The sequence below is a fragment of the Sphingomonas sp. genome (assembly GCF_965200105.1).
Classification (GTDB): Bacteria; Pseudomonadota; Alphaproteobacteria; order Sphingomonadales; family Sphingomonadaceae; genus Solisphingomonas.
This window is the reverse complement of record NZ_CBDATN010000002.1, coordinates 1,768,409-1,791,546: the sequence shown is the minus strand read 5'-3', so window position 1 is coordinate 1,791,546 and position 23,138 is coordinate 1,768,409. Positions and strand designations below refer to the sequence as shown.

The following is a 23,138-nucleotide window of genomic DNA, read 5'->3' as shown; positions in this document are numbered from 1 at the left end:
CGGCGCGAAGGGTATGGAATGAGCGAGCATTACGACCTGATCGTGATCGGCAGCGGGCCCGGCGGCGCCAGCCTGGCGCATCGCCTGGCCCCCACCGGCAAGCGCATCCTGATCCTCGAGCGCGGCGACTATCTGCCGCGCGAGGAGGCGAACTGGAGCCCGCAGGCGGTGTTCGTGGAAGGGCGCTATCAGGCCGACGAGACGTGGCGCAACGCCGACGGCGGCTCGTTCAAGCCGCAGCTCCACTACAATGTCGGCGGCAACTCCAAGGTCTATGGCGCCGCGCTGTTTCGCCTGCGCGAGCGCGACTTCGAAGAAGTGCGCCATCATGGCGGTGTTTCGCCTGCCTGGCCGCTCGGTTACGAGGCGTTCGCGCGTTATTATGACGAGGCCGAGGCGCTGTTCCACGTCCACGGCCGGCGCGGCGAGGATCCGCTCGACCCCGGCGCCGCACCCTATCCCTTCGTCCCGGTAAAGCACGAGCCCAAGGTCGCAGAACTCGCCGGCAAGCTGGCGGGGATCGGCCTCCATCCCTTCCACCTGCCGCTCGGCATCTTGCTCGACCAGAAGGAGGACGGGTTTGCGACGCCGACCAGCACCTGCATGCGGTGCTCGTTCTTCGACGGCTTCCCCTGCCTGCTCAACGGCAAGGCCGACGCGCAGGTGATCTGCGTCGATCCGATTCTGAAGGCGCACGACAACGTCACCCTGCTGACCGGCGCCTATGTCTCGAAGCTCGACACCGACGCGAGCGGCCGGCGCATCGATGCGGTGCACGTCACGCGGGGCGGCAAGGAGGAAGTCTACACCGCCGGTACGGTGGTGGTTGCTTGCGGCGCCCTGTCGTCCGCGCTGCTGCTGCTGCGGTCGGCGAACAAGCGACACCCGAACGGGCTCGCCAACGGGTCGGATCAGGTCGGCCGCAACTACATGCGCCACGAGATGTCGATCGTCATGGCGGTCATGCGGCACGTCAACGAGACGGTGTTCCAGAAGACGCTCGCGCTCAGCGACTTCTATTTCGACAGCGGTGATGCCGACTTCCCGCATCCGCTCGGCCTCATCCAGATGTGCGCCACCAGCCATGCCGACCAGATCAAGGGCGAAGCGCCGCTTGCCGGTTTGATGAAGCACCTCCCCGACATGCCGTTCGCCGAGATGGCGCGGCATTCGATGGACTTCTGGCTGCAGACGGAGGATCTGCCGATCCCCGAGAACCGGGTGTACTACGAGGACGGCGAGGTCCACCTCGATGTTGCCGAGACGAACGAGGAGGCGCTGGGCCGACTCAAGGCCAAGCTCAAGCAGGTCTTGTCCGACATCGGCTGGCCGGCGGTGCTGGTGGAACGATCGCTCTACCTCGGCAAGGACATCCCGCTGTCGGGCACCGCTCATCAGGCGGGCACGTGCCGGTTCGGCACCGATCCCGCGACGTCGGTGCTGAACCTCGACTGCCGCGCGCACGAGGTGGACAATCTCTACGTCACCGACGCCAGCTTCTTTCCCTCGATCGGCGCGGTCAACCCGACGCTGACGATCATCGCCAACGCGCTGCGGGTCGCCGATCTGCTGAAAGACCGGTTGTGAGCGCACCCGCACTCGTCGCGCTGGTCGTGCGCTACGGCATGGTGATGCTGTTCCTGCCGTTCAGCGCGCTCGACAAGGTGTTCAACTTTCCGCAAGCGGTGAAGCAGGCCGGCGAGGTGTTCAGCCCCCCGTCGCTTGCCGCCGCAGTGCTGCTCGTCGGCCTCTCGATCGAGGTCATCTGCACGCTGGGCGTCGTGATCGGGGTCGCAGACCGCGCTTCAGCGCTGGTGATCGCGGGCTACTGCGCGGCGACGGCGTTGCTCTACAAGCGGTTCTGGGCGCCCGGCGACTTCTGGTCCGATCCGGGCGGCAAGGGCCGGACGCTGTTCTGGGACTTCCTCAAGAACCTGTCGCTTGGCGCAGGCTTCCTACTGCTGGTCGTCGGCACCGATGGTTCGGGGCTGCGTCCCTTCCTCGCCGCGCCCTTTGCGTCCAGCCATCCCTATCGGAGCATGCCATGAGCGATCTCGGCCCCAAGCCCTCTGTGCCCTATTGGCACCTCTACGTGGACGCGGACGGCGTCAGCCGACAGACGCAATGCCACCTCACCGATTACGAGGCGAAGGGTGTCGGACCTGCCGACCCGCAGTGGAACAACAAGATGGAGCGCGGCGAGGCGACGGTGGTGTTCACCGTCCAGCCGGTTGGATGGGTGGGGGACTGGCACGAGAACCCGGCGCCGCAATGGATCGTGGTGCTGTCGGGCCGCTGGTGGATCGAGAGCATGGACGGCATCCGCATTGAGCAGGGGCCGGGCGAGTTCTCGTTCGGCGAGGACCAGGGCTGTACGGAGACGGAAGGGCGCAAGGGCCACAAGTCGGGAACGGTCGGGGACGAGCCATGCTGCCTGATGACGGTGCAGCTCCACCGTGATCCGCAACGCGAGCCGTGCCACCTGTCGTGAGCTGGACCAGAATCGCCGGTTTCCGGATCGTCACCAGCGATCCAGAGAGGCTTACGGCGTTCTACGCTGCGATAGGCTTCGTGATCGGCGACGAGCGCGTGATCGCAGCAGACGAAACGCGCCTGCTCGGCCTCGATGGAGGTGGTTGGCGGCGGATCATGACGCTCGGCCCCAGCCGGCTCGACCTCGACTGCTTCGAGGTGCCGGGCACGTCCTACCCCGCCGGCGCGAACGCCGCTGACCCGATCTTCCAGCACCTGGCGCTGGTGACCGACGACGCGGCAGCGGCGTGGGCGCGAGCAAAAGCCGCCGGTGCCACGCCGATCAGCCGCGAGCGCCCGGTGACGCTGCCGGCCTCGTCGGGCGGGGTGACGGCGGTCAAGTTCCGCGATCCCGACGGCCACCCGCTCGAGTTCCTCCAGTTCCCGCCGGGCAAGAACCCTGATTGGACGGGCAGGGGAGTGCTCGGGATTGACCACAGCGCCATCGCCGTGGCGGATGCGGGCGCGAGCCGCCGCTTCTTCGCCGATGCCGGTCTGATCGAAGGCAAGGTGACGCTGAACGAGGGGGCTGAGCAGGTCGCGCTCGACGGGCTTGACGGGGTGCGTGTCGACGTGGTCCCGATGCAGCCCGCCTCCAAGCCGCCTCATCTCGAGCTGCTCGGTTACTGCCACCCCCGTGGCCGACCGCATCCCCCGCTACGCGCCAACGACGTCTCCGCGACGCGGATCGTCTGGGAGGCCGGTCGCGACGCGCTGGTGCGCGATCCCGACGGGCACCTCCACCAGCTCACGCGCTGAGGTCTATCGCCAACAGGTACGTGGTCGCGGCGATGAACAGCCGCCGCCCATCCGCGCCGCCGAAAGTGAGATTGGAGGCGGTCATCGGCGTCGGAACGAAGCCGAGCTTACGCCGGTCCGCCGACCAGACGTGGACGCCGTCCGCCGCGCTTGTCCACACCCAGCCACGCGCATCCACCGCGAAGCCGTCCGGATACCCATGATCGGTGTGGCAGAAGAAGCGGCGGTTCGACAGCGTGCCGTCTCCGCCCACGTCGAAGGCGACGATCTCGTGCTTCGATCCTGGCTCGAACCCCGGTACCTCCCCCAGCGACAGCGAAGTGTCCGATACGTACAGCGTCGCACCGTCGGCGGTGAAGGCGAGACCGTTGGGCTGCTCGAAATCCGCCTTCCGCGCGAGCTCGCCGCTGGCGGGATCGAAGCGGTAAACGCTGCGATGGTCGAGCTCGGGTTCGGCCAGCGCACCCTGGTTGGGCATGACGATGCCGAAGATCGGATCGGTGAACCAGATGCTGCCGTCGGGTGCCACCGCCACGTCGTTGGGCGAGTTGATCCGCCTGCCCTCGAAATGAGTCACGATCGGCTCCGGCTCGGTGCCGTCCCTGCCGCCCCGGCTGATGCAGCGCCGGCCATGCTCGGCGTGGACCAGCGTCCCGTCCGGCAACACCGCGTTGCCGTTCATGAACCAAGTGCCCTCGATCAGCACCTCGACGCGGCCGTCCGGATACCAGCCGAGCAGGCGGCGGTTGGGCACGTCCGACCAGACCAGCCGCCCTTTGCCGGGCTGCCATGCCGGTCCCTCCCCATGAACGGTGCCTTCGTGCAGCACGAGCAGCGGCGCGTCCGGCGACAGCACAACGGCGAAGCGCGGATCGTCGACCTGCACCCCTCGCCAGTCCGGCAGCGGCCGGGGCGGGCCGGGCCGACGCAGCAGCCCGGTCGGGAGCAGGTCCGACATCACGCGCCGAGCGCCACCATCTTGGACAGGCCGCCGTCGATCGTGAGCGTCGAGGCGGTGAAATAGTCGCCGGCGGGAGAGGCGAGGAAGACGGCGACGTTCGCAACCTCCTCCGGCTCGCCGGGCCGGCCGAGCGGGATGAACTCGCTTTTGGCCTTGCGCACGATCCACCAGTCCTCGGCCGTCTTGTTCATTGGGGTCAGGATCATGCCAGGCGCGATCGCATTCACGGTGATGCCGTCGCCCGCCACTTCCAGCGCCAGCGTCTCGATATAGTGCTTCACCCCCGCTTTGGCCGCCGCGTAGGCCGAGCTGCCCGAGCGTACGATCTCGGCGTGGATCGAGCTGATCGCGATAACCGTGCCCTTCTTCTTCTGCTCCCGCATCGCCTTGATGCCGCGCCGCGTGGCGAGGAACGTGCCGGTCAGGTCGGTGCGCAGCATGTTCTCCCACTGCTCGAGCGTCAGCTTGGCGATCTCGATGCCGTACGTATTGATCCCTGCCGAGGTGACCAGGATATCGACCGTGCCAAGCTCCTGCTCGACCTGGCCGAACAGAGCCTCGACCGCCGTCTCCTCGCGCGCGTCGCTCCGCAGCGCCAGCGCCCGCCGCCCCAAGGCGCGAACGGCTTCGGCGGTTTCGTTTGCCCCGTCCGCATCATGTAGGTAGGTGATCGCAACGTCGGCCCCTGCTGCTGCCAGCGCCTTGGCGCAGGCCGCCCCGATCCCCGAATCACCGCCGGTCACCAGCGCCACGCGCTTGGCAAGCACGTCGCCAAACATTCTCGACACAATCTCGTTGGCCATCGTCAGGTCTCCTGAGCCCGAGCGATGTGCCAAGGGTCGATGCTGTTCAACGCTTTGTCCTCCACTACGGTCCGCTCCACCTCAGGCGGTGACGCTGAAATCCGAAGGGCGAGAAAAAGGGATGTCGGCGGCAACGGGTCGCTCAAGGTGAACGGATGACCGTAGTTGGGGAGGCAGCAAGAAGCTCCGAATGTCGCTTTGTGGGTCATTCGCCGCGGGAGCACTGGCACATTGTCGCTACAGCGGTAGCCTGACCGCCGCTAAAACCACGATGATCAGCCCGGCAAGGCTTGGATAGGTGGTCAACGCGAACCCCAAGGCGCGCGACTTGGCACCTCTCGCATAGCCGATCCAGAAGAGAAAACACCCGGTCGCGAATAGCGCCGCAAGCGCCTCGATCAGCGGCACCGATGACGCAACCAGCACCCGCCAGCGCAACGTGGATGGAAACGGCCAGCACCACCTGCTCGAGCGTGTTCTGCAGGATTGCGTTGGCGCGGAGCCGCTGCCGGCGATGTCGTCGGCCGAGAAGAAACGCAGCCGGGCGACATTGCCGATCGCCGCGGCAAGCCAGCAGAGGACGAACACATCTGCCCTTGCCGTGACGATCAGGCGCTCGGCCAACGTGGTCGGGGCTGCGGCACCCTGGAACAGGCACGTTGCCGAGACCAGGATGGTGACGCACAATGCCGCCACGCGAGCGGATCGATGCCGGCCTAGTGGACACAGGCGACTTCGACGAAGAACGCCGCGGCTGGACGGCCGAGCAGGTCTGGGACGAACTCGTGGGCCTGCTGCCGCTCGCTCTCGACTCGGTCGTGACCCACGGCGACTTCTCGCTCGACAACCTCCTGCTGCTCGGCGGAGAGGCGGTCGGCTGCATCGATGTCGGCCGCGTTGGGATCGCGGACCGCTGGCAGGACCTCGCCATCCTGTGGAACTGCCTGGGCGAGTTCGACCCGTTGGTCCGGGACGCGCTGCTCGCCGGCTACGGCGTTGCCGCGGTGGACGAGCGCAAGCTGCGCATCCACCTTTTGCTGGATGAGCTGTTCTGATGGCGTTCGGCAATGGTCGGCACGGGCGTGGGCTCGGCCCTCTACGCCGGGCTGGAAGCAACCGCAGAACAGGCGGGCATCCCCGTCCTGTCCGTCGAAGCGAGCGAAGGCGCCCGCCGCTTCTTCATGCGGCGCAGCTTCAGGCTCGATGCCCGGAACGACTTCGTCCTGAACGGCGTCGCGCTTCACAATTATCGCGCGTCGAAGCGGCTCGTCGGATGACCGGTCCGGCCGCGGGCGGCTGCCGCGTCGAGCTCGTGACGCAGGGAGCGGATCGGGTGGCGGGCCGTCCTGGACGCGCTTCCCGAATGGTTCGGCCGGCCGGCGGCGCTGGACGCCTACGTGGCCGCGGCCGGGCGGCTCCCGACGCTGGTGGCCTGCTCGGCCAACGGCCGGGCGGTCGGGTTCGCCACGCTCGAACGGGACACGCCCGTCGCCGCCGAGGTGCACGTCATGGGCGTCTCCCGCGCCGGGCACGGCCGGGATCATGGGCGCCGCCTGCTTGGCGAGGCGGAGCGGCACCTGATGGCTGCGGGAGTCCGCTGGCTGACGGTCAAGACGCTCGCCGCCTCGCATCCCGACCCGCACTATGCAAGGACGCGAGCCTTCTACGAGGCGGTCGGGACCGATCCGCTGGAGGTGTTCCCGACTTTGTGGGGAGAGGACGCGCCGTGCCTGTTGATGGTGAAGCCGCTGGCCGCGTCGGGACGGGCATAGCCGGACCGGTCGAGGTTTCCGTGCTCGGCGTGTATGACCGGAACGGCGCGACCTGAACTGGGCTGCGCGGCGAGCGAGCGGTGGAAGGGCGTGGCTGGACCGCTTCCGCGACATGCTGCCCGCAGGCGCGGCGTTGCTGGACATCGGTTGCGGCTCCGGCGTGCGATCGCCCGCGCGCTGCTCGGGCGAGGCCTCGCCGTGGAAGTGGTTTGGGAGCAGCCCAACAAACCGCAGGGTCAAAATGCTGTAGGCGCCGGATTGCTCCGACGCCTACTAATGACATTATCACTTTTTGGCACCAGTAGCCCTTAACCTGCTTAAGCGGTCGGCGAGCGCGTCAGAGTGCGTCGATGCGCACGGGGAAATTCCAGTTAACGTCGAGAACTGCCGAAAGCTACGGCCACGCCGCCGTTGACACCCTCGCTGGAGCGTACGAGATCGGCGGACGCCAAACGCTGTCCGCACATAATACAATCGCCTCCTGCCGCTACGCCCCTCAGCCTAGGTACGACATCTCGTACGTCGTCGGCGAAGTCCTCGCTCGCGAGCTGCATCGACAAACCGCAATTTCGGCGCGGTGGCCGAGGACGAGCCCTGCGCGCGGCCTAGGGTCGACCGCAGGCCTAGACGAATGCGCTCGGCCCTCCAACACCTCCCGCGGCATTGCTAAGTTGGGCTGGCACGCATCTACGCCTGCGGTCGGCTCTACGCCGCCGACCGTGTCGGTCGGTAGAAGCGCGAAGCCGCCAGCGAGATCGGCGACTCGCAAGGTAGCTGGGCGGGGCTCCGATCGATTGCGACCGGGTAATAGTGCTCGTCGCGCCCGTGGCGTTGCCGAAGCCGCTTCCAGAACATCGCAGCTGCGTCGGTTGACAGCTCCCCGCGATGGAATGGAGCACAGCGATCAACCTCGTGATCGAGCTGATCCTTCAGTGGGAGGCCCTCGCCGCCGGCAAAGATGAGCTCGCTGAGGTAGATCCTCGACAGGATCTCGTGCTGGCGGACTGCGCTGGCTGGCCGCAGTGCACAGTCACCGAGCGCGAGACCAGAGAGGCTGTGTCGCGAAGGCACACGGCGCTTCGCCAACGCAGCGTTTTTCAAGAGGTAGGCCATTAAGTTGGTAGGGCTGGTGTCTGCTCGATGTTCGATCGTTACCGTTGCAGCACTGGTGGCGCTCTTCAACTCGGGAGATGCCTGCAGTTGTCTTTCAAGGGCCGCCAGTTCGATGGTTGGGTCCATGGTCCAAGCAATGGCGTGGACGTTTGGCAGCAGGATTCGCCCCAGATCTTTCTTCGACTCATCGAGGGTTTGGATTTCGGCGATGGCCGCCCAGCCGTCGAAGCCGGCCTGGTTTAGCAAGGCTGTGGACGCGGCCTGCATTCCACCCAGGTAGATGAAGGTGTCGCAATCATACGCTAGCCAGCCGTCGCTGATGAGCGTTACCAGCATGAAGCGGCGCTGTGGATTTTGAGCCGCGAACTCGGCGAACATGTCGATGCCAAACGCGCCCACATGCCAACGTAGGCCCATATTCGAAGCAAGCGCGTTGCGTGGAAGGGTTCTGAACTGCGAAGCGCCCAGAATATCCGCCTCGGTGCGCAACGCTGGAGCGTCTAGGCACCATCGCTCGGTACACCGGAAGTGGCAGCTCAATCCTTGCTCTAACGTCGCGCGCAGATATGCCTTCGCCGCACGTGGCGAGGGATCAATCCCGGATCGCGGTGGCAGAGGTTTGATGTTGCTAAAGCCGCGCATGGCGGACCTCCTTGATGCGTAATAGGGAACCGTGGGGCGGCTGAATGGGCGAGTTTGGCGGTGCCTGTGCGGGGAACATGAGCGCTGCGCTTCATAAATGCCTCCGGCCATCCAAGGTTTACAAACCTATCTTTGGCGCGGAATCTGTCCCGTTGAAGCGGGCCGTCGAGAAAAATCGATCAGGCCTGCTGTCCGCCAGGGAGGCGAAGTCGTCGGCGTGCACGGCGCTTTGGCTAGCCCAAACGCTCTACGGCTCGTGGCACTACGTGCCGGTGTGAGCGCGCAAGCCCGGCGCGCTCAGGACCGGCTCCCTCTTTGAGGACTGGACACTGCCGGTGGCGCTGGAACGCGTCAGGCGGAGATTGACGGGATACGCCGCGGCGAGCCAGATGGTGGGTATCCTGGCAGCGATGACGATGGACGGGCTCCACGCGGAGGAGGCGGCCGATGCTGGGGCGCCCGCCGTCGGCCCCGTCAGCCGCGGCGTCGCGTTCGACATAATCACCCGCCAGCGCCAGCCGACACGTCCGCCAGCATCGCCACGCCCGAGGCGCTGCGGCTCACCCGCGAGCCGGTCGCCGACTGCGCCCGTTACGACCGCCTGGGAAGGTCCTATGGAACGCCACGCCATCCTGCAGATGATGGGAACATCAAAGCTCAGTCGAATGCGCCATGCCTGTAACGGGGGCGTCGCCGATGCCGTGAAGCGGCAGCACTCTGTCCAGCGGGTCGTCGAGAACGGGAACAAGAGCTGGCGCCATAGGCAACTCCCACGGCCATCACCGCCTGCGCTTGCGTGACGCAAGCCGCAATCTCTCATACGTCTGCACAGTCGCGATGTGCATGGCCATGAGGTTCATGATAGCTCGGCTGCTGTCGGCGAGTTCTGCCCGCGCGGCTTGGCCTGCTCCGCACGCGAGAGTAGGGTTCGACGCTGGTTAGAAGCTCCGGCCGTCTCAACGGCTCTGACCTAACTTCGTGCTCGACACTCAACACTGGTTTATGCGGCGCATCGCCGCTCACCAACAAACGAGCCGCGTGGCGACTGCAGCCTAATGTGGTACCGTCTCGAGCGCATGATTGATGCGCTTGTTCGATCGGGCATCGAGGCACCCTGGGGGCACGAGTGGGGGCATCTCGCCAGATGATGTTGAAGCAAAATGAGCATTAACAAACACTTGTGTATCGTAATTTGACAGTTGCCGCCCCAGCCAGCCTCTTGTAGTATGCTGTTGCCATATGTCGCAGAGGCCGAATAACAGACGGATCTCGGCGCTGCGGCGTGTCACCAGCTGTTGCCCGATGTTGCATGCAATCGCTGTGAAACAGGAGCCGGTCGACCCAGCACATTACATCGAGGATCCTACCGTCGAGGCTGCTGGCTCGCCCAGACCACACGTCCGGCAGACTCCTAAGAGCCCGTCCCGAATCTCATGCGTAGCGAGCTATGCGTCGAGAGAGCAGCATGGCTGATGCGGCGTAGAGGAAGGCGGTGGCGGACCTGACGGTGTGCCCGAAGTCCTTGGCGAGGCGGCGGTTGCGGTTAAGCCAGGCGAAGGTGCGCTCGACCACCCACCGCCGCGGGTGGACGACGAAGCCGGTCTGGTCGGCGAACTTGCGCACGATCTCGATGTTGACGGCGGCCGCCATGGCGACGCGCGGGCTGGCATAGGCGCTGTCGGCGTAGGCGAGCTTCACGAACGGGTGGCGGCCGCGCGATAGCTTGAGCAGGGACACGGCGCCGTCGCGGTCCTGCACGTCGGCAGGATGGACGAGGAGTTCGAGCGTCCGCCATCGGTGTCGACCATGGCGTGGCGCTTGCGGCCTTTCACCTTCTTGCCGGCGTCATAGCCGCAGGGACCGCCGGCTCCAGTGGTCTTGACGCTCTGGCTGTCGATCACGGCCGCAGACGGCATCGGCTCACGCCCGACCCTGGCCCGGTCCATCTGGACGAACTGGTCGTTCAGCCCCTCGAACCCGCCAGCGTCGCGCAGCTCCCCGAACCAGCGGTAGACGGTGCGCCAGGGCGGGAAGCTGTCGGATGGCAGCAGCCAGGGGCAGCCCGCCCGCAGGACGTAGAAGATCGCGTCCAGCACCTCGCGCGATCGCCATCGACGATGCCGCCCCCGCTCGCAGGGCTTGGCCAGACGCGGCGCCACGATCGCCCACTCCGCGTCGGTCAGATCGCTTCCATAGCGGTCGGGTCCCACATGATGTCTTCCAGGTCTGGTCTCGCAACCGCCGGAACCACATCGGAACCCGATCGCCCACCGTTACGCCAGCGTTCTGATACGGCCTCTGAGTTACGCCGGCGCTCATAAGGTAGGCGCCATGTCTCCCGTAGTCGGCCAGCCGCTGATGGAGGAGCTCTATCGCTCCGCCGCTGCCGCCGATCACGGTCCTGCAAGGTCGAGGGTAGAGGGACTTGCGACGAGGATTAGGGTCGGCAATGGGTCGGCCCCCGGCGGACGCCTCTGCTCGGTCGTTCGGAGCTAGCTTCCGGCGGCGAGCCGGCCGATCTCCCAAGATACCGATTAGTATCATTGATCTTGCCTGGACCGCCGCTCCGGCCTAAGTTGACGCTAACGTACAGGCGGATGTGGTGAGTGGGATGAGGACGAGCTACAATTATATCGATGGTCCGCTGGTTAACCCGGACGCGCATGGTGAGCACATCGAGGCCAAGGCGCCCTATGTCGACCTCGGCACTGGCCTCATCGACCCGAAGCTATTCTCCTCCCGCGAGACTATGGAGCTCGAGTGGGAGAAGCTTTGGACCAAGGTGTGGACGCTTGCGGGGATGGTCTGCGACGTCAGGAACGTGGGAGACTACTTCAAATACGAAATTGGTCCGGAGTCGTTCATTGTCGTCCGTACCGAGGCGGATAAGATCAAGGCCTATTACAACGTTTGTCCTCATCGCGGAACGCGGCTCGTGTGGGACGATTTCGGCGTCGCCAAGGACAATTGCTTCAATTGCAAGTTCCACAATTGGAGCTTCACCACGGACGGCAAGCTAAAGAGCGTCTACCGGCCCGAGACGTTCCGTCCGGAGGTCTTCCGTGACCGACCCGCGCTTGCGGAGGTTCGGTGCGACGTCTGGAACGGCATGGTGTTCATCTGCATGGATGACGGCGCCCCGCCTCTGATTGAGTTCCTCGGCGTCCTGCCGGCCCATCTGGATGCTTACCCGATTGATCGCTTCCGCGTCTCGAAAGACGACGAGATAACGTGGAAGGCGAACTGGAAGACCGCGCTGGACGCGTTCCTTGAATTTTATCATGGCGACGTCGTTCACCCCGAGCTTGGACCGGTCGTCGAGACCTATCATGTCCAGTACGATCAATATCCTCGTGGCATAAGTCGGATGATCGTGCCGATGGGGTATGTGCCCGATACGAACCCAGATACTGACACTGTCACCGAGGGCCTGAAGGCGATGGTTCGCGAGTATGGCGGTAATCCGGATGACTATGCGCATTTAAAAGGTCGTGATTACAAGCAAGCGGTCGTCGACACCAAGCGCCGTTGGGGCAAGAAGAACGGACTCGACTTCTTCGAAGCTCTCTCCGACAACCAGATCGCGGACGTGTGGAACTACCACATTTTCCCAAATGTGACGATCAACATCTACCCGAATGCGCTGTTGATTCAGCGTTTCCTGCCGCATCCGGACGACCCGAATGTGAGCATTTATAATCCGATCAGCCTGAACCTTCCGGTCAACGATCCGGACTACAAGATGTTCGACATCACGAATATCGGCCAAGGGCATGGCGGCGAGACGATGTGGACGGGCGACCCGCGCCCGCCACGCATGCACCCGACGACCGACGCCGAACTCGGCTTCGTTCTAGCGCAGGACGCCCATCTCGTGCCGCACGTTCAGGCCGGTATGCGGTCGCGCGCGTTCAAAGGCTACCGGCTCGGAGAGCAGGAAATCCGCATCCGGCATTATCTGGCCGAACTGGACCGTTATCTGAACGCCTGATCGGGCGAGCGGGTCGCATCGTCTGGTCGGGCGCGTGCTGTTCCTCATGCTGCGGCAAGGGCGCATGGTCGGTACGTCGTCGGACTCTCAGTCTCTGCGCCGTGTGTAGCGGCGCGGTGCCTAACGGCCCCTGGATGACGCGGTCTTCGGGAGTTTGCAGTAGCATCCTGCGGAAGTCTGTCGACGAACAGCACGGCTTCGGGCAGTCACCGGGGCTGCGTGAGAACGGGCCGATGGGATAAACTATCAGTGCTGGTGGGGGGCGCTGGATGGGTTGCCTCATCGAGGGGTGAGACCGCACTCGGAAGGTTCTGCGGGATTATACCGGGGGTCGCAGCGCGCGATCCATGAGATCGTCAACCCCAGTTAACGGTTGGACGATGGCTGCGTGCGCTAGGACGGCGGCGCAATCGTGAGCCTCGCGAGCGCGAACGACCTTAGCCTTGATCCGGTCGAAACGTGCGCTGAACAGCTGTTGACGGTTCGAGGTTGTCTTGCGCGCCTCTCATGTTCCCGGGCTGGGCTTTGCGTACCCTACTCCACACGTCTAGTGACGTCCGGTAGGATCGTGCCAGTGGGCATCAGGGAGGTGCGGGTGCAGCAAGAGACAGCTCAGAAACGACGGCAAGCGGAGGATCTGCTTGAGGAAGCCGTCAGGATTCTCGACGATCTCGGCCTAGGTCTCGAGGCGATCTATGCGCATCAGGCTTTGATGTTGCTTCGACCTGAAGCTCCCGAGGTTGGCGCCGTAGCCGGATAGACGAGGTCGCCTCCAGCCAAGCTCGTATATCCTCTCGGGTCTTCGGAGCTATCGCGATCAGCGTCCCGCGAGCATCAGGCGGGCGAGTGATCAAGCCGGCGCGGGACATGAGATCGATATAGCGCAGTATGGTCGTATGCGGCAGCGTCGCCGCGCGGGAGCCCGATGTAACGTATCGTTTCTCGTTGCGCTCAGCCGCCAAAAACAGATCGAGCATCATGATCAACGCCGAGTCGTTGAAGATACCACCTGGTATGTTGAGGCTGAGCGCCTGCCAGTTCGTGATGATCGCCGCTGCGTATGCCGCATAGTCCGGATCGCCTTGTGAGGCGACCACGCTAAGGTGATGGCCGATCCTCGGGCATGCTGCATCCGGTTCACGGGACTCGATCAAGAACTGGCTGTCGTCTTGCGTCACTGACGTTCCTCGTTGGTTTCGTTAGAGGCCAGCAGTCTCCGCAATTTCGCCGCGACGCGATCGGCCAGCCGGACCCCTGCGACGACTCCTGCTTCGTGAGAGGTGCCGACCGCGAGAGCTACGAGCGCGAGGTATGCCCAAGCCACCGAGCCGTCCGCGTAGGCGAGCGGCACCTCGTTCTGCACCGTGAAGCGCGCGAAATGAACGAAGAGGTTCGCAATTGCGAAGCCAAGACACCATACCGGCCAGAACCGGTCGGAGCATCTGGCGATTACGAAGAATCCGGTTGCCACGGCAGCGTCGATGGCGAAGGTCGGCAGATCGACCGATCTCCATCGAACATGCAGTGGCGGGATCACGGCGAAAGTTAGGAGCGACGCACCTATGTTGAGCGCCGCTCCGACCTTCTCAGGCACTCCTCCACGCAGAAGCGCGTGAAGTGCCACTCCGATCAGCAACAGGTAGTAGAGCGCGGTCAGCGCCATTCCGGTCGTCATGCCCGCTCACCGCCTTATCAAGCTGGAAAACTCTCCAGCTCTTGGTCGCCGATCGCTGGCTTGGCGCCACCTGGTCCCCAGTTCACTTCGGTAAGCCCGATACGCCGACCGACGCGTTCGAGAGCCACATGCGCGCGCCTCGCGACAGCTCCGTGGGCCTCGGTAAGCCCGACCAAGGATTTCGAGAGGCCCTCCAGCGCCGGGTGCGTCAATGCCGCCCCGACGTCGAGCGCCTCTGCCGCTTCGATGGTGGAGACGGCGAGCTGCGCCACTTCACGCATCGCGGCTTGGATCGAGCGTTCGGCCCTCCGCACGTCGGTTCCGATGGTTAGGCCGATCGCAGTCTTGTCGATGGTAGCCACTGCACCACTCCTCTGGCGCCCCGGAGCGTACTCCGTCAGCGCGGGCCGCCAACGATGCGAGACAGGCTGTCCAACAACAGGACGGCTCCCAGCAACCCGACTGTGGCAGTGACCGCGATGATCAAACCCCAGGCGAGTATCTGCCACCCTGTCATGTTCTGGCGGGGTGCAGCCTCGGTCGGCAGCGGCAGTGGCAGCAGCTGAAGGACGGGCATGGAAGGGCCGTTGGCTGGGGGGTCCAGCGCCTGGACCCCTGCTTCTTCGGCAATGAGCCGACGTGCCGCGGCCTTGCGATCGCCGACCTGATAGACGGCCATCGCCTTCTTCAGCTGCTTGTCGACTGCGGTGGGGCTGATGGTAGTGTCAGGTGTCGATACGAGGCGCGCGATCTCGAACGAGGTATGGCCCCGTGCGACGAGACGCAGATACTCCTTCTGACGCTGTGTCAGCTCCGCCGGCACGCAACACTCCCCACCTTGATGCCTAGGGTGGCGATAATCGAGTTTGGATCAAGCCGCATCGGCGGTGAGCTGGCCGCACCAAGAAGTTCGTTGGACGCCGGTTGCTAAAGGGGCGCCAGTCGGCTGAACGCCTCCAGAACAAGATGCTGGCGCACAGGCTTCTCCAGGATCACCGCTGGTGGCGCATGGCTGACAGGCCTCGGGCGTGCCGGTGATGGTGGCGATCCGCGCGCGTCTCCCGCACGGCACGCCCTAGAGCGCACCGCATCCGCCTCCATCTACGGCGCCATATGTTCGGCCGAGGGCAAGGTGCGGCCCTCGTCTTGACTCGCTGATCGGAACGGACTCCGCACCGTCGCGCCATTTCGCTTCGCCTCGCAGCATCACAGACGATCCGCCCCGTGAGGCTCGCACCACTCCGTCGGCACCGCGGCGAGCACAGTCGTTGAGCTCTGCACGAGTGCCCCGCCCTCGTACCAGACGCCGTCTGGGCCGAGGAAGGCGACCACCGACTCGTCGCACTCCGCGATACGCACCAACACCGGCCGGCCCACCGGCGGCGGCACGCTGTCGCTCCTGTTCCAACTCAAACCGCCTCTCCTCCTGCTCGCCCGTCGAGGGCGATCGCCACCGCTGCGGGCTTGACGCGGCAATGCCAGTCAGTACGTCAGCGGCCTTCGCGCGCCTGTTTTCACTCGATTGCCAGCCTGCCATCCAGTTTGCCGAGCGCGGACGAAGCATAATTCGCGCAAGCCTTTGTCTTACTAACCGGTGTCGCTCCGGCCGGCGGCGGCGCGCAGGGCTGCCAGCCTGACTACGAGCACGGCGTCACTCCCGAACCAGCCGCCCCGAACCAGCCGCGGCGTCGAGCGCCTCTCCGCGCCGCTTCGCCCGCCGCGCGTACCAGAAGGTCCACGCCCCCAGCGCCCCCATCGAGCCGTAGCCGACGAACGGGCCGACAATCAGGTAGTCATGGATCGACAGCGCGTAGACCAGCGCGCACGCCGCCGCCGTGGACGCCAGCAGCCCGAAGCCCCACACCACCGTCATGATCGTCATCACGCGGCGGAAACGCGGCAGGTTGCGTTTGGCGGCGTAGGCGGCCGCCATGTCGGACGAGTGGCGCGCGGCGCCCGCGCGAACGAACTGGTAGATGATCGGGCGGCCAATCGCGGCGGAGCCGAGGAAGACGATCCCGACGAGCGCCGTCACGAGGTTCTCGCGCAGCTGGAGAAAGCGCGCCGAGCCGCCGCCGACGAGCGCGAGCAGCGACAGCACGATGCCCGCAAGCACCATGAGCGATATGGCGTCGACACGGCGCCTGCGCATGAACTCGATGAGCGACCACAGCGCCGGCGGAGCGGACGAGCCGAGCAGCGCCACCACGTCGCCGTGAGCAGGGGCGAACCGATCGTAGATGAGGACGGGCGCCACGAAGTTCACCGCAATCTCGCCGAACGTCGCGGCGCCGTGCCGCCGAAGCCAGAGTGCCCCCCTGTTCAAGCTCTGCATCCTTCGGGCCAACGTTGCGCATCATTTCGGAGGCGGCGGCATCGCCGCGATGTCCGTCCCCTCCGGGAAGCGTTCATCGACGATCCACCTGCTCGCCGTCTAGATGTCTTCACCGCCGCGACGCCGGAACAGGAGAACAACGATGAAGATGTTCGCTCTCATCGCACCTGCGACGACAGCCGCGTCGCGCTGCCCTCGCGCAGGCCGATCCCGCTGCCGCGCCCGCCCGGCGGCGACCGCTCATACAGCGAGCGTGCACACCCGCACCGTGACGCATCACGACGGCAAGGGTCACGCGAAGGCAAGGAAGGTGGTGCACCGCTCGACGATTGCGACGCCCGCCGGAACTGCTACCAAGACGTCGATGTCGCAGTAGGCGAGGTGCGTGGGCGAGTCTCCCCCCGCTTCGTCAGCCTATGGCGATCTCGTACGGCCTCAAGTCGGGGTTCGGCCTGCGCGCCACCGCCACCTCTCGTATGAATAGCTATTCGGCCGACGGCGCCGCCCCGACGGAGGGGCGTGGCGTATCGTCTTCCGGCGCAAGATCGGTAGAGTCCTCTTCGATCGCCCCAAGTCCCTCCTCACGTCCCTGGCGATGGCGAACATCACGTCCACCATGCGGTCGAGGCGGGTGCACTCGATCGGCGCCAGCAGGTTTCGCATCTTCTCGCCGGTCTCCGCTGGCGGCGGGAGTGGGACGCGGACGTCGACCTCGGCATGCAGGGCAGCATCCGGACCAGCGCGGGCTCGCCGATGAAGACAACGACGGGCACGCCGCCGTACAAGCTGATCGACGTGCCGGAGAACGCCGGCGCGAACAACCGCCAGACGACGCTGGTCTACCTGGGCGCGGCGGCCGGCACGCTGCGGCTCAGCTACGCGAGTTCTCCAACGACATGGCGCGCCCGGCGTCCACGGAGCACCTCAGCTTCCCGATCACCGGCGCGTACCAGCAGACCGTCACCTGGCGCGATACCAGGATCACGCTGCTGGACCTGATATCGAGCCTTTAAGTTCATGACCGATGCGCCCATTGGCGGAAGCCGAGGGCGTGATGCGCCGAGGCTGGCCGACGAGCGTGGTCCAGGCGTGGCAGCAGTGGTCGAGGATGTTCTGCGTAGGAGGCGAAGACGCGGTTCGAGAGCCAGTTGTCGCGCATGAACTGTCAGACGTTCTCGACCGGGTTGAGTTCGGGCGAGCGCGGCGGCAGCGGCAGGAGCGTGATGTTGCCGGGAGCGACGACGTCGCGCGAGCCATGCCAACCGGCCTGATCGAGCAGCAGCACGGCGTGGGCGCCGAGCGCTGCCGCCGCGGAGATCTCTGAAGATGGAGCGCCATGCCCTCGGTGTTGCCGGCACGAGATCAGCCTTCATGATCGCGGCCTGTATCGCCCTGACCGTCGCTCTCGGTGGATGCGGCAGGTCGAAGCAGAGCGATGCGCACGCGAGTGCCAGGGAGGAGGGGAACACGAAGCGGCAGCAGACGGCGTGCGCGTCGCCGACCGCGTACGACAGGTTGAAGGGCCAGATCTTCGATCAGGCGATCAGCGAGCACACCGGCAAGCGCGCGAGCCTCGACGTGCTCGCCGACTATTCTCTCGCCCGGATGGAGGAGCCCGTCGTCACCGGCTGGGATGCCGCGCTCGACGTCACGCACTGTCGAGGCCACCTCGTCCTGGAAGTCCCACCGGGTGCCGAGCGCGCGTTTGCCGGCGAACGCCATCTGCAAGCCGACATCGCTTACACGGCTCAGGCCGCCGCCGACGGCGCCGGCTACGTGTACCGGCTGAGCGGCGCGGAACCCATCGTCGCCAAGCTCGCAGCGTTCAACATGACAACCGCCGCTTACCGCCCGCCGCCGGCGATTGACGAGACGCAAGCTCCCGCCGGCATTCAGCCGAACGCCTCCGCGCCTCTGCCGCGCGCCGTTCAGTCCGAAGCGACGCCCGATCGAGGACGGGCGCAATCCGTTGCGCCGCAGACCCTCGCGACCGGCGATGCTTCGCAACGCGCCGGTCTTGAGCCGAGCACCTCGTCGTCGCGGATCGCACCGGGCGCAGCCGGCGAGGCTACCGTACGCGCGTTCTACAGTGCGCTCGGCGTAGGAGACGGCGCGTCGGCGTCAACGCGGATCATCCCGCAGAAGAGATCGAGCGGCCCGTTCTCCCCGGAGGCGCTCTCCCGCTTCTACGGATCGCTGCCCGAACCGATCCGCCTCACTGAGATCAAGCCACTCAGCCCCGGCAGCTACCGTGTCAATTATCGCTACTCCGCCGGTCGCTCGCGCTGCGGCGGAAGCGCCATCGTCAGCCTAGATGCCCGTAGCTTGATCCGCTCGATCCGCGCGCTGAATGGCTGTTGAGGCCAGGATATCCCCGGCGCACTCTCGTCGCGAAGGAGCTACGCCCCGCTGTGGAGTGGCACCAGCCGGCCGAGCAGCGTCAGCCGTCACACGCCGTGAACCACCCGCCACCGCTGACGCTACGCCCGTTCTCGCTTCCGCCGCACGATCGCCTCGTCCAGAGCGCTCAGGAAGCGCGAGCGGTCCGTCTTCGTGAACGGTGGCGGGCCGCCGATCTGGTCTCCGCCGGCGCGCAGGTCGGCCATGATCGCGCGGGTGGCGATCGCCGCGCCGATCGAGTTCGCGGTGAACGGCTTGCCGTTCGGCGAGAGGACTGCGGCCGCCGTCTTCAGGCAGCGGTCTGCCAGGAGGATGTCGGCGGTGACGACGATCGCGTCTGCGTCGGCGGCTTCTGCGATCCAGTCGTCGGCGGCATCGAAGCCGGCGTGCACCACGACGCGCTGGACGAGCGGATGCTCCGGGACGCGCAGACGCGCGTTGCTGACGATCGTCACCGGCACCTCGTGCCGCCAGGCCACGCGATACACCTCGTCCTTCACCGGACATGCGTCGGCGTCGACCAGGATGCGGATGCCAAGCTGGCAGGCAACCGGATCCGCCAACCGTCTCAGTGCCCCATCAGCGAGCGCATCGTCTCGGCGACCCGCATCTCGGCTACGCTTACTTCACCGTCGTGGTTCACATCCGCCATGTCGAAGAGCTGGAGCGGATGCTGCTCGGCCGTCGAGAGCGTCACGCGCCCCGTGCCGCCCACGTCGGCGTGCTCGAACCAGTGGCCGCCGACGTGGCTGAACGGGTTGGTCGACGTGCCGGCCGCCTGTCCCGCCGGGCTCGCATGGAAACGGTCGAACTCTTCTCGAGTGACGATACCGTCGTGGTTCGCATCGATCTCGGCGAACTGCTGCTTGATCGCGGCGACGACCTCACCGCGCCGTATCGAACGATCGGGAGCGATCTCAGCCGCTACGGGCATCGCGAAGGCGAGAAGCAGGAAAGCGGAAAACGGCTTCATCGTGCTCGGACTCCAGTCGGGACTCCCGCACTTCGTCTGCGGAAGCGGCGCTGCACCCCGCCTGAACGCCAATGCGCCGGTTGCCGCAGGATCACCGCGCAGCCAACCGGGGTCGAGGAGACCCAGATCGTGCGTTTGCTGCTAAGGCAACCGTTCACAGGCAGCCTACCGCATCCGCGGGTGTTACCCCGCTGTTGCCGTTGGCTTCGTAGCCCATTGAGGCGCACTCGCCCCGTGCTCGGCAACGGGCTTGCCTACCCCCGTAACCCACGGTAAAGCCCGCCCTCGCCTGCGCGGGTCCGCCCGCCATGCGACGCCAGAGCGGGCGTAGCTCAGGGGTAGAGCACAACCTTGCCAATTGGCACCTTGTAGCACCCAAGCGCTCGCATGCGCAAGCAGATGTCCTGATCTACCTCTCGACGCTTGCGCACCTTGCCGCACCGCTGCGCACCAATTCGCAGTCGCCTGTTACCCGAGAAGTTACCCCGGTTCTGTGCTGATTGAGCGGTGAGATTTATTTCTGCTGTTCGCTGCGTGCGCAATCGTGCGCAGGCGTCGTCACTGTACTGCGGCATCGGTGATCTATAGGCCGCTCCCACTTTACGCCCCCTTGCAAGCGACTTGGACGCTGCCCTACCTCGCGCGTCCGAACCTCGCAGCAGGCAGCTACCCGTGGCTCTCCATCGCTTCACCGATCGCTGGATACAGTCCTGCTCGGCGCCGCGCGCGCAGCGGGCCGACTACGCCGACGCGTTGTGCCCCGGCCTGCATCTTCGCGTTAGCGGGCGAGGCACGAAAAGCTTCTCCACGATGCTGCGCGTGAACGGCAGGCTCCAACGTCGCACCATCGGCCGCTACCCCAACCTCTCGCTAGCGGCGGCGCGGGCCGCGGCCCTAGCCATGCAGCGCGGCGCCGCGGAGGGCGTAGATCCTCGTGAGCCCGCGGCGGCACCCGCTCCGGCCATAACCTACGCCGAGCTGGTGGACGCGTACACCGAGCGGCATCTGCGGCCCAACGCGCGCTCCTGGCGCGACATCCGCTCCAGCCTGCTCCACCCCGCCTTCCGCACGCTGCGCACCCGTGCCGCCGCCGGGATCACTCGTGGCGAAATCGCATCTTTGATCGACGCTGTGGTGGCGGAAGGGAAGGGGCAGGCAGCGGTGAATCTGCTCCGCCGCCTAAAGATGGTGTTCAACTGGGGGGCGGAGCGCGAGCTGCTGCCAGCCAACCCGTGCGAGCGGATCAGGCCGCCGGTGCGCGTCGTGGAGCGCGACCGCGTGCTCAACGACGCCGAGATCGTCGCCGTGTGGCGCGCGTGCGAGCAGATGTCGCCGCCATGGTGCCAGATGATCCGTCTGCTGATGCTCACCGGGCAACGCCGCAGCGAGGTCGCCACCATGCGATGGAGCGAGGTGGAGGGCGCCACCTGGGTCATTCCGCGCGAGAAGGTGAAGAAGGACAGGCCGCACGCGGTGCCGCTGGTCGCCACGGCAGCCGCCACGCTCGCCACCCTGCCACGCTGGGGCGACGACGCGTTCATCTTCACGCGCACGGGCGGTGCCACCGCCGCCAGCGGCTTCTCCTACGTAAAGCAGCGGATCGACGAGCTGTCCGGCGTGAGCGACTGGCGCATCCACGACATCCGTCGCACCGTCAGGAGCAAGCTCGCCGAGCTGGGCGTTCCGCGCGACGTCGCCCGCAAGGTGCTGAACCACGAGGACGGCAAGGTGGATCGCATCTACAACCGGCACGAGTATCTGGCCGAGAAGCGGGAGGCGTTGGAGCGATGGGAGACAAGATTGCTGGAGATGGTGGCGCAAACGTAGCTTCGTCGCGTATCGTTGACGCGCTTGCAGGTCTGCCCAAACCGCCGACCGAGCCAACCCTCCTAGCCGAATTACTGCAACGCCGCGCTGGCTTGTACATCAATATCCAGTTTGCTCGCTACGACGATCTTAAGCGCGAGGCGCGTGTAGACACGCGTAATAAACTCACAAAGATGATAAAGCTAGCAAACGGACTGCTCCGACACCAATCGTCTCACACAAACTACAGCCTTCTACACAACGCCGTTGGCGACGTTTTACAGAGAGGGACTTCTGAGGCTACCTACCGCCGTACGATTGCTTCGGTAGTAAGGACCATTGAAGCGGTTGCAAATATTGAAATGCGAAGGGATGATAGTGACTTCGCTGTGAAGCCCAAAGGGGACGAGGGGACGCGTGCGATCGTGCGGGCGTGCGGACAATATTTCCGTAGCCTAGGGTTGGCTTACACCGGGGCGCCGCGTCGGAAGCAGGGCGAGCACGGTCCGGAATGGCCAATTGTGTCTGAAGCAGCAAAGCTCACTTTTGCGGTGCTTGACGCCCTAGAGTTCAGCGTAACGGGACGTGAGCTGGGCACGCACATGAATGCCGTTAGGAAGGAAATGCGAAAATAGCCCCTTCATGACAGCCGGGCTTAATTGTCATCGCCGTACAAGCTAGCACCTCTTAAGGTCTCCCACGGCCATTTGCTCGTGCACGTAGCACGCAGCCATGGTCCATGCGCATGCAGTAGTATTATACTGCACATTTACGGGAGGCATACATGCTCAAATGTCAGTTTCATTCGCCGGACAAGGCTGCGGCGCTCGTCGGCGTCCACCGCAGCACGCTCGATCGCTGGGTCAAGGCCGGCACCTTCGTCCCGAAGGTGAAGCTCGGGCCGTCGCGCTGCGGTTTCGCTGTCGAGGACTTCGACGAGTGGATTGCGGCTCGCCGCGCCGCTGCGGCGGTTTGAACCGCCTTAGCAACGGTAACGGCGACTCATAAAAAGGATAATCGGAATGAGCTTCACTTCTGCCGGTCGCATCATGGCCGCTCCTCTGCCGCCAGCGTGCGTGCCGCGATCCTTCCCCATTATCGACGAGAAGGGTGATCTTAACTCGATCACGATCTCCGGTGAATTTCTGGAGTTTCTGGATCGCTTTTCGGAAACGGATGGTCCGCCGACGATCATCCGCGTGGACAACGGCGACCTGGAACAGGAGCTTCTCCTGATTCGCGGAGAGGAAGATGCCTACGCCGGAGATGACTACTCGGTTGGCCACCAGATTTATTTTGTCGTAGCTTATGACGGCTCGTGGCACCGCACCACTCGGCTCACCTCGATCGCGGTCACCTGAGCTAAGTCGACTGGC

Annotated in this window: 25 protein-coding genes and 2 pseudogenes; 13 read left to right on the top strand and 14 right to left on the bottom strand. The window is 65.3% G+C overall.

Translation table 11 applies throughout. The features are described 5' to 3' along the window. The first annotated feature begins 18 nt into the window (after nucleotides 1-18). From ACOFKX_RS10165 to ACOFKX_RS10150, 4 genes are read left to right on the top strand one after another with little or no spacing between them, the layout of a single operon-like run. Nucleotides 19-1,587 carry a GMC oxidoreductase gene (locus tag ACOFKX_RS10165; RefSeq protein WP_419826865.1) on the top strand — a complete coding sequence of 523 codons (1,569 nt, stop codon included), beginning with the start codon at nucleotides 19-21 and terminating at the stop codon, nucleotides 1,585-1,587. Continuing rightward, nucleotides 1,584-2,048 (top strand): DoxX family protein, encoded by a 465-nt coding sequence (locus ACOFKX_RS10160; protein ID WP_419826864.1) that lies wholly within the window; start codon nucleotides 1,584-1,586, stop codon nucleotides 2,046-2,048. The genes ACOFKX_RS10165 and ACOFKX_RS10160 overlap by 4 nt, the downstream gene beginning before the upstream one ends. Beyond that, on the top strand, nucleotides 2,045-2,491 hold the full coding sequence (locus ACOFKX_RS10155) for a cupin domain-containing protein (protein ID WP_419826863.1): 447 nt from the start codon (nucleotides 2,045-2,047) through the stop codon (nucleotides 2,489-2,491). The genes ACOFKX_RS10160 and ACOFKX_RS10155 overlap by 4 nt, the downstream gene beginning before the upstream one ends. Continuing rightward, nucleotides 2,488-3,291: a VOC family protein gene (locus ACOFKX_RS10150; RefSeq protein ID WP_419826862.1), complete on the top strand. Its 804-nt coding sequence runs from the start codon at nucleotides 2,488-2,490 to the stop codon at nucleotides 3,289-3,291. Before ACOFKX_RS10155 ends, ACOFKX_RS10150 begins: the two co-directional genes overlap by 4 nt. Here ACOFKX_RS10150 and ACOFKX_RS10145 read toward each other — a convergent pair. The 3 genes from ACOFKX_RS10145 to ACOFKX_RS10135 all read right to left on the bottom strand — a co-directional run bounded on the left by ACOFKX_RS10145 (nucleotide 3,281) and on the right by ACOFKX_RS10135 (nucleotide 5,751). Next, on the bottom strand, nucleotides 3,281-4,249 hold the full coding sequence (locus ACOFKX_RS10145; RefSeq protein WP_419826861.1) for an SMP-30/gluconolactonase/LRE family protein: 969 nt from the start codon (nucleotides 4,247-4,249) through the stop codon (nucleotides 3,281-3,283). The genes ACOFKX_RS10150 and ACOFKX_RS10145 overlap by 11 nt on opposite strands. Further along, a complete protein-coding gene (locus tag ACOFKX_RS10140) occupies nucleotides 4,249-5,055 on the bottom strand; it encodes an SDR family oxidoreductase (RefSeq protein WP_419826860.1) in 807 nt (268 codons plus the stop codon). Before ACOFKX_RS10140 ends, ACOFKX_RS10145 begins: the two co-directional genes overlap by 1 nt. Before the next feature lie 237 nt (nucleotides 5,056-5,292). Further along, entirely contained in the window at nucleotides 5,293-5,751 is a 459-nt protein-coding gene (locus tag ACOFKX_RS10135) for an MAPEG family protein (RefSeq protein WP_419826859.1), read from the bottom strand. Here ACOFKX_RS10135 and ACOFKX_RS10130 point away from each other — a divergent pair. The 3 genes and pseudogenes from ACOFKX_RS10130 to ACOFKX_RS10120 all read left to right on the top strand — a co-directional run. Continuing rightward, nucleotides 5,742-6,110: pseudogene (locus ACOFKX_RS10130) on the top strand (phosphotransferase); the annotation flags it as partial. The gene ACOFKX_RS10135 and the pseudogene ACOFKX_RS10130 sit on opposite strands and share 10 nt — an antisense overlap. Nucleotides 6,111-6,122: 12 nt before the next feature. Beyond that, entirely contained in the window at nucleotides 6,123-6,332 is a 210-nt protein-coding gene (locus ACOFKX_RS10125; RefSeq protein ID WP_419826858.1) for a hypothetical protein, read from the top strand. A gap of 120 nt (nucleotides 6,333-6,452) precedes the next feature. After that, complete coding sequence (locus ACOFKX_RS10120; protein WP_419826857.1) at nucleotides 6,453-6,827, top strand: GNAT family N-acetyltransferase; 375 nt, start codon at nucleotides 6,453-6,455, stop codon at nucleotides 6,825-6,827. A gap of 705 nt (nucleotides 6,828-7,532) precedes the next feature. On the opposite strand, the gene ACOFKX_RS10115 is transcribed toward ACOFKX_RS10120, so the two are convergent. Continuing rightward, complete coding sequence (locus ACOFKX_RS10115; protein WP_419826856.1) at nucleotides 7,533-8,429, bottom strand: hypothetical protein; 897 nt, start codon at nucleotides 8,427-8,429, stop codon at nucleotides 7,533-7,535. Nucleotides 8,430-10,013: 1,584 nt separating this feature from the next. After that, nucleotides 10,014-10,792, bottom strand: a protein-coding gene (locus tag ACOFKX_RS10110; RefSeq protein ID WP_419826855.1) for an IS5 family transposase whose coding sequence is annotated in 2 segments (ribosomal slippage) — nucleotides 10,014-10,372 and nucleotides 10,372-10,792 — 780 coding nt in all. Because the reading frame shifts where the segments join, the coding sequence is not laid out codon by codon here. A 401-nt stretch (nucleotides 10,793-11,193) separates the two neighbouring features. On the opposite strand from ACOFKX_RS10110, the gene ACOFKX_RS10105 reads away from it, so the two are divergent. Further along, nucleotides 11,194-12,573, top strand: coding sequence for an aromatic ring-hydroxylating oxygenase subunit alpha (locus ACOFKX_RS10105; RefSeq protein ID WP_419827403.1), 1,380 nt, complete (start codon nucleotides 11,194-11,196; stop codon nucleotides 12,571-12,573). 653 nt (nucleotides 12,574-13,226) lie between these two features. On the opposite strand, the gene ACOFKX_RS10100 is transcribed toward ACOFKX_RS10105, so the two are convergent. The 7 genes and pseudogenes from ACOFKX_RS10100 to ACOFKX_RS10070 form a co-directional block, all read right to left on the bottom strand. Further along, nucleotides 13,227-13,751: a hypothetical protein gene (locus tag ACOFKX_RS10100; RefSeq protein ID WP_419826854.1), complete on the bottom strand. Its 525-nt coding sequence runs from the start codon at nucleotides 13,749-13,751 to the stop codon at nucleotides 13,227-13,229. Next, nucleotides 13,748-14,248: a hypothetical protein gene (locus tag ACOFKX_RS10095; RefSeq protein WP_419826853.1), complete on the bottom strand. Its 501-nt coding sequence runs from the start codon at nucleotides 14,246-14,248 to the stop codon at nucleotides 13,748-13,750. Before ACOFKX_RS10095 ends, ACOFKX_RS10100 begins: the two co-directional genes overlap by 4 nt. A gap of 17 nt (nucleotides 14,249-14,265) precedes the next feature. After that, a complete protein-coding gene (locus tag ACOFKX_RS10090; RefSeq protein ID WP_419826852.1) occupies nucleotides 14,266-14,610 on the bottom strand; it encodes a hypothetical protein in 345 nt (114 codons plus the stop codon). A 35-nt stretch (nucleotides 14,611-14,645) separates the two neighbouring features. Continuing rightward, on the bottom strand, nucleotides 14,646-15,071 hold the full coding sequence (locus ACOFKX_RS10085) for a hypothetical protein (protein WP_419826851.1): 426 nt from the start codon (nucleotides 15,069-15,071) through the stop codon (nucleotides 14,646-14,648). Between the two features lie 383 nt (nucleotides 15,072-15,454). Further along, entirely contained in the window at nucleotides 15,455-15,661 is a 207-nt protein-coding gene (locus ACOFKX_RS10080; protein WP_419826850.1) for a hypothetical protein, read from the bottom strand. 238 nt (nucleotides 15,662-15,899) lie between these two features. Then, nucleotides 15,900-16,574 carry a VC0807 family protein gene (locus ACOFKX_RS10075; protein WP_419826849.1) on the bottom strand — a complete coding sequence of 225 codons (675 nt, stop codon included), beginning with the start codon at nucleotides 16,572-16,574 and terminating at the stop codon, nucleotides 15,900-15,902. A 1,024-nt stretch (nucleotides 16,575-17,598) separates the two neighbouring features. Beyond that, nucleotides 17,599-17,930: pseudogene (locus ACOFKX_RS10070) on the bottom strand (transposase); the annotation flags it as partial. On the opposite strand from ACOFKX_RS10070, the gene ACOFKX_RS10065 reads away from it, so the two are divergent. Then, the gene (locus ACOFKX_RS10065) at nucleotides 17,910-18,944 is read left to right on the top strand and encodes a hypothetical protein (RefSeq protein ID WP_419826848.1); all 1,035 of its coding nucleotides are present in this window, start codon (nucleotides 17,910-17,912) and stop codon (nucleotides 18,942-18,944) included. The pseudogene ACOFKX_RS10070 and the gene ACOFKX_RS10065 sit on opposite strands and share 21 nt — an antisense overlap. 119 nt (nucleotides 18,945-19,063) lie before the next feature. Here ACOFKX_RS10065 and ACOFKX_RS10060 read toward each other — a convergent pair whose 3' ends face one another. Together ACOFKX_RS10060 and ACOFKX_RS10055 are read right to left on the bottom strand one after the other, a co-directional pair. After that, nucleotides 19,064-19,516, bottom strand: a complete 453-nt coding sequence (locus ACOFKX_RS10060; protein ID WP_419827402.1) for a YaiI/YqxD family protein — start codon at nucleotides 19,514-19,516, stop codon at nucleotides 19,064-19,066. Between the two features lie 35 nt (nucleotides 19,517-19,551). Beyond that, nucleotides 19,552-19,956 (bottom strand): hypothetical protein, encoded by a 405-nt coding sequence (locus tag ACOFKX_RS10055; RefSeq protein ID WP_419826847.1) that lies wholly within the window; start codon nucleotides 19,954-19,956, stop codon nucleotides 19,552-19,554. A gap of 672 nt (nucleotides 19,957-20,628) precedes the next feature. On the opposite strand from ACOFKX_RS10055, the gene ACOFKX_RS10050 reads away from it, so the two are divergent. The 4 genes from ACOFKX_RS10050 to ACOFKX_RS10035 all read left to right on the top strand — a co-directional run bounded on the left by ACOFKX_RS10050 (nucleotide 20,629) and on the right by ACOFKX_RS10035 (nucleotide 23,123). Next, nucleotides 20,629-21,783: a tyrosine-type recombinase/integrase gene (locus tag ACOFKX_RS10050; protein ID WP_419826846.1), complete on the top strand. Its 1,155-nt coding sequence runs from the start codon at nucleotides 20,629-20,631 to the stop codon at nucleotides 21,781-21,783. Next, nucleotides 21,744-22,397 carry a hypothetical protein gene (locus ACOFKX_RS10045; RefSeq protein ID WP_419826845.1) on the top strand — a complete coding sequence of 218 codons (654 nt, stop codon included), beginning with the start codon at nucleotides 21,744-21,746 and terminating at the stop codon, nucleotides 22,395-22,397. Before ACOFKX_RS10050 ends, ACOFKX_RS10045 begins: the two co-directional genes overlap by 40 nt. Nucleotides 22,398-22,546: 149 nt before the next feature. Next, nucleotides 22,547-22,738: a helix-turn-helix transcriptional regulator gene (locus ACOFKX_RS10040; RefSeq protein WP_419826844.1), complete on the top strand. Its 192-nt coding sequence runs from the start codon at nucleotides 22,547-22,549 to the stop codon at nucleotides 22,736-22,738. Nucleotides 22,739-22,784: 46 nt separating this feature from the next. Next, a complete protein-coding gene (locus ACOFKX_RS10035; RefSeq protein ID WP_419826843.1) occupies nucleotides 22,785-23,123 on the top strand; it encodes a hypothetical protein in 339 nt (112 codons plus the stop codon). Nucleotides 23,124-23,138 lie beyond the last annotated feature (15 nt).

Bases quoted from the DNA above. Each gene is read 5' to 3' on its own strand.
- ACOFKX_RS10165 (WP_419826865.1), top strand. From the start codon at position 19: ATGAGCGAGCATTACGACCTGATCGTGATCGGCAGCGGGCCCGGCGGC.
- ACOFKX_RS10045 (WP_419826845.1), top strand. From the start codon at position 21,744: ATGGGAGACAAGATTGCTGGAGATGGTGGCGCAAACGTAGCTTCGTCG.
- ACOFKX_RS10040 (WP_419826844.1), top strand. From the start codon at position 22,547: ATGCTCAAATGTCAGTTTCATTCGCCGGACAAGGCTGCGGCGCTCGTC.
- ACOFKX_RS10105 (WP_419827403.1), top strand. From the start codon at position 11,194: ATGAGGACGAGCTACAATTATATCGATGGTCCGCTGGTTAACCCGGAC.
- ACOFKX_RS10125 (WP_419826858.1), top strand. From the start codon at position 6,123: ATGGTCGGCACGGGCGTGGGCTCGGCCCTCTACGCCGGGCTGGAAGCA.
- ACOFKX_RS10095 (WP_419826853.1), bottom strand. From the start codon at position 14,248: ATGACGACCGGAATGGCGCTGACCGCGCTCTACTACCTGTTGCTGATC.
- ACOFKX_RS10145 (WP_419826861.1), bottom strand. From the start codon at position 4,249: ATGTCGGACCTGCTCCCGACCGGGCTGCTGCGTCGGCCCGGCCCGCCC.
- ACOFKX_RS10035 (WP_419826843.1), top strand. From the start codon at position 22,785: ATGAGCTTCACTTCTGCCGGTCGCATCATGGCCGCTCCTCTGCCGCCA.
- ACOFKX_RS10140 (WP_419826860.1), bottom strand. From the start codon at position 5,055: ATGGCCAACGAGATTGTGTCGAGAATGTTTGGCGACGTGCTTGCCAAG.
- ACOFKX_RS10155 (WP_419826863.1), top strand. From the start codon at position 2,045: ATGAGCGATCTCGGCCCCAAGCCCTCTGTGCCCTATTGGCACCTCTAC.
- ACOFKX_RS10055 (WP_419826847.1), bottom strand. From the start codon at position 19,956: ATGAAGCCGTTTTCCGCTTTCCTGCTTCTCGCCTTCGCGATGCCCGTA.
- ACOFKX_RS10065 (WP_419826848.1), top strand. From the start codon at position 17,910: ATGGAGCGCCATGCCCTCGGTGTTGCCGGCACGAGATCAGCCTTCATG.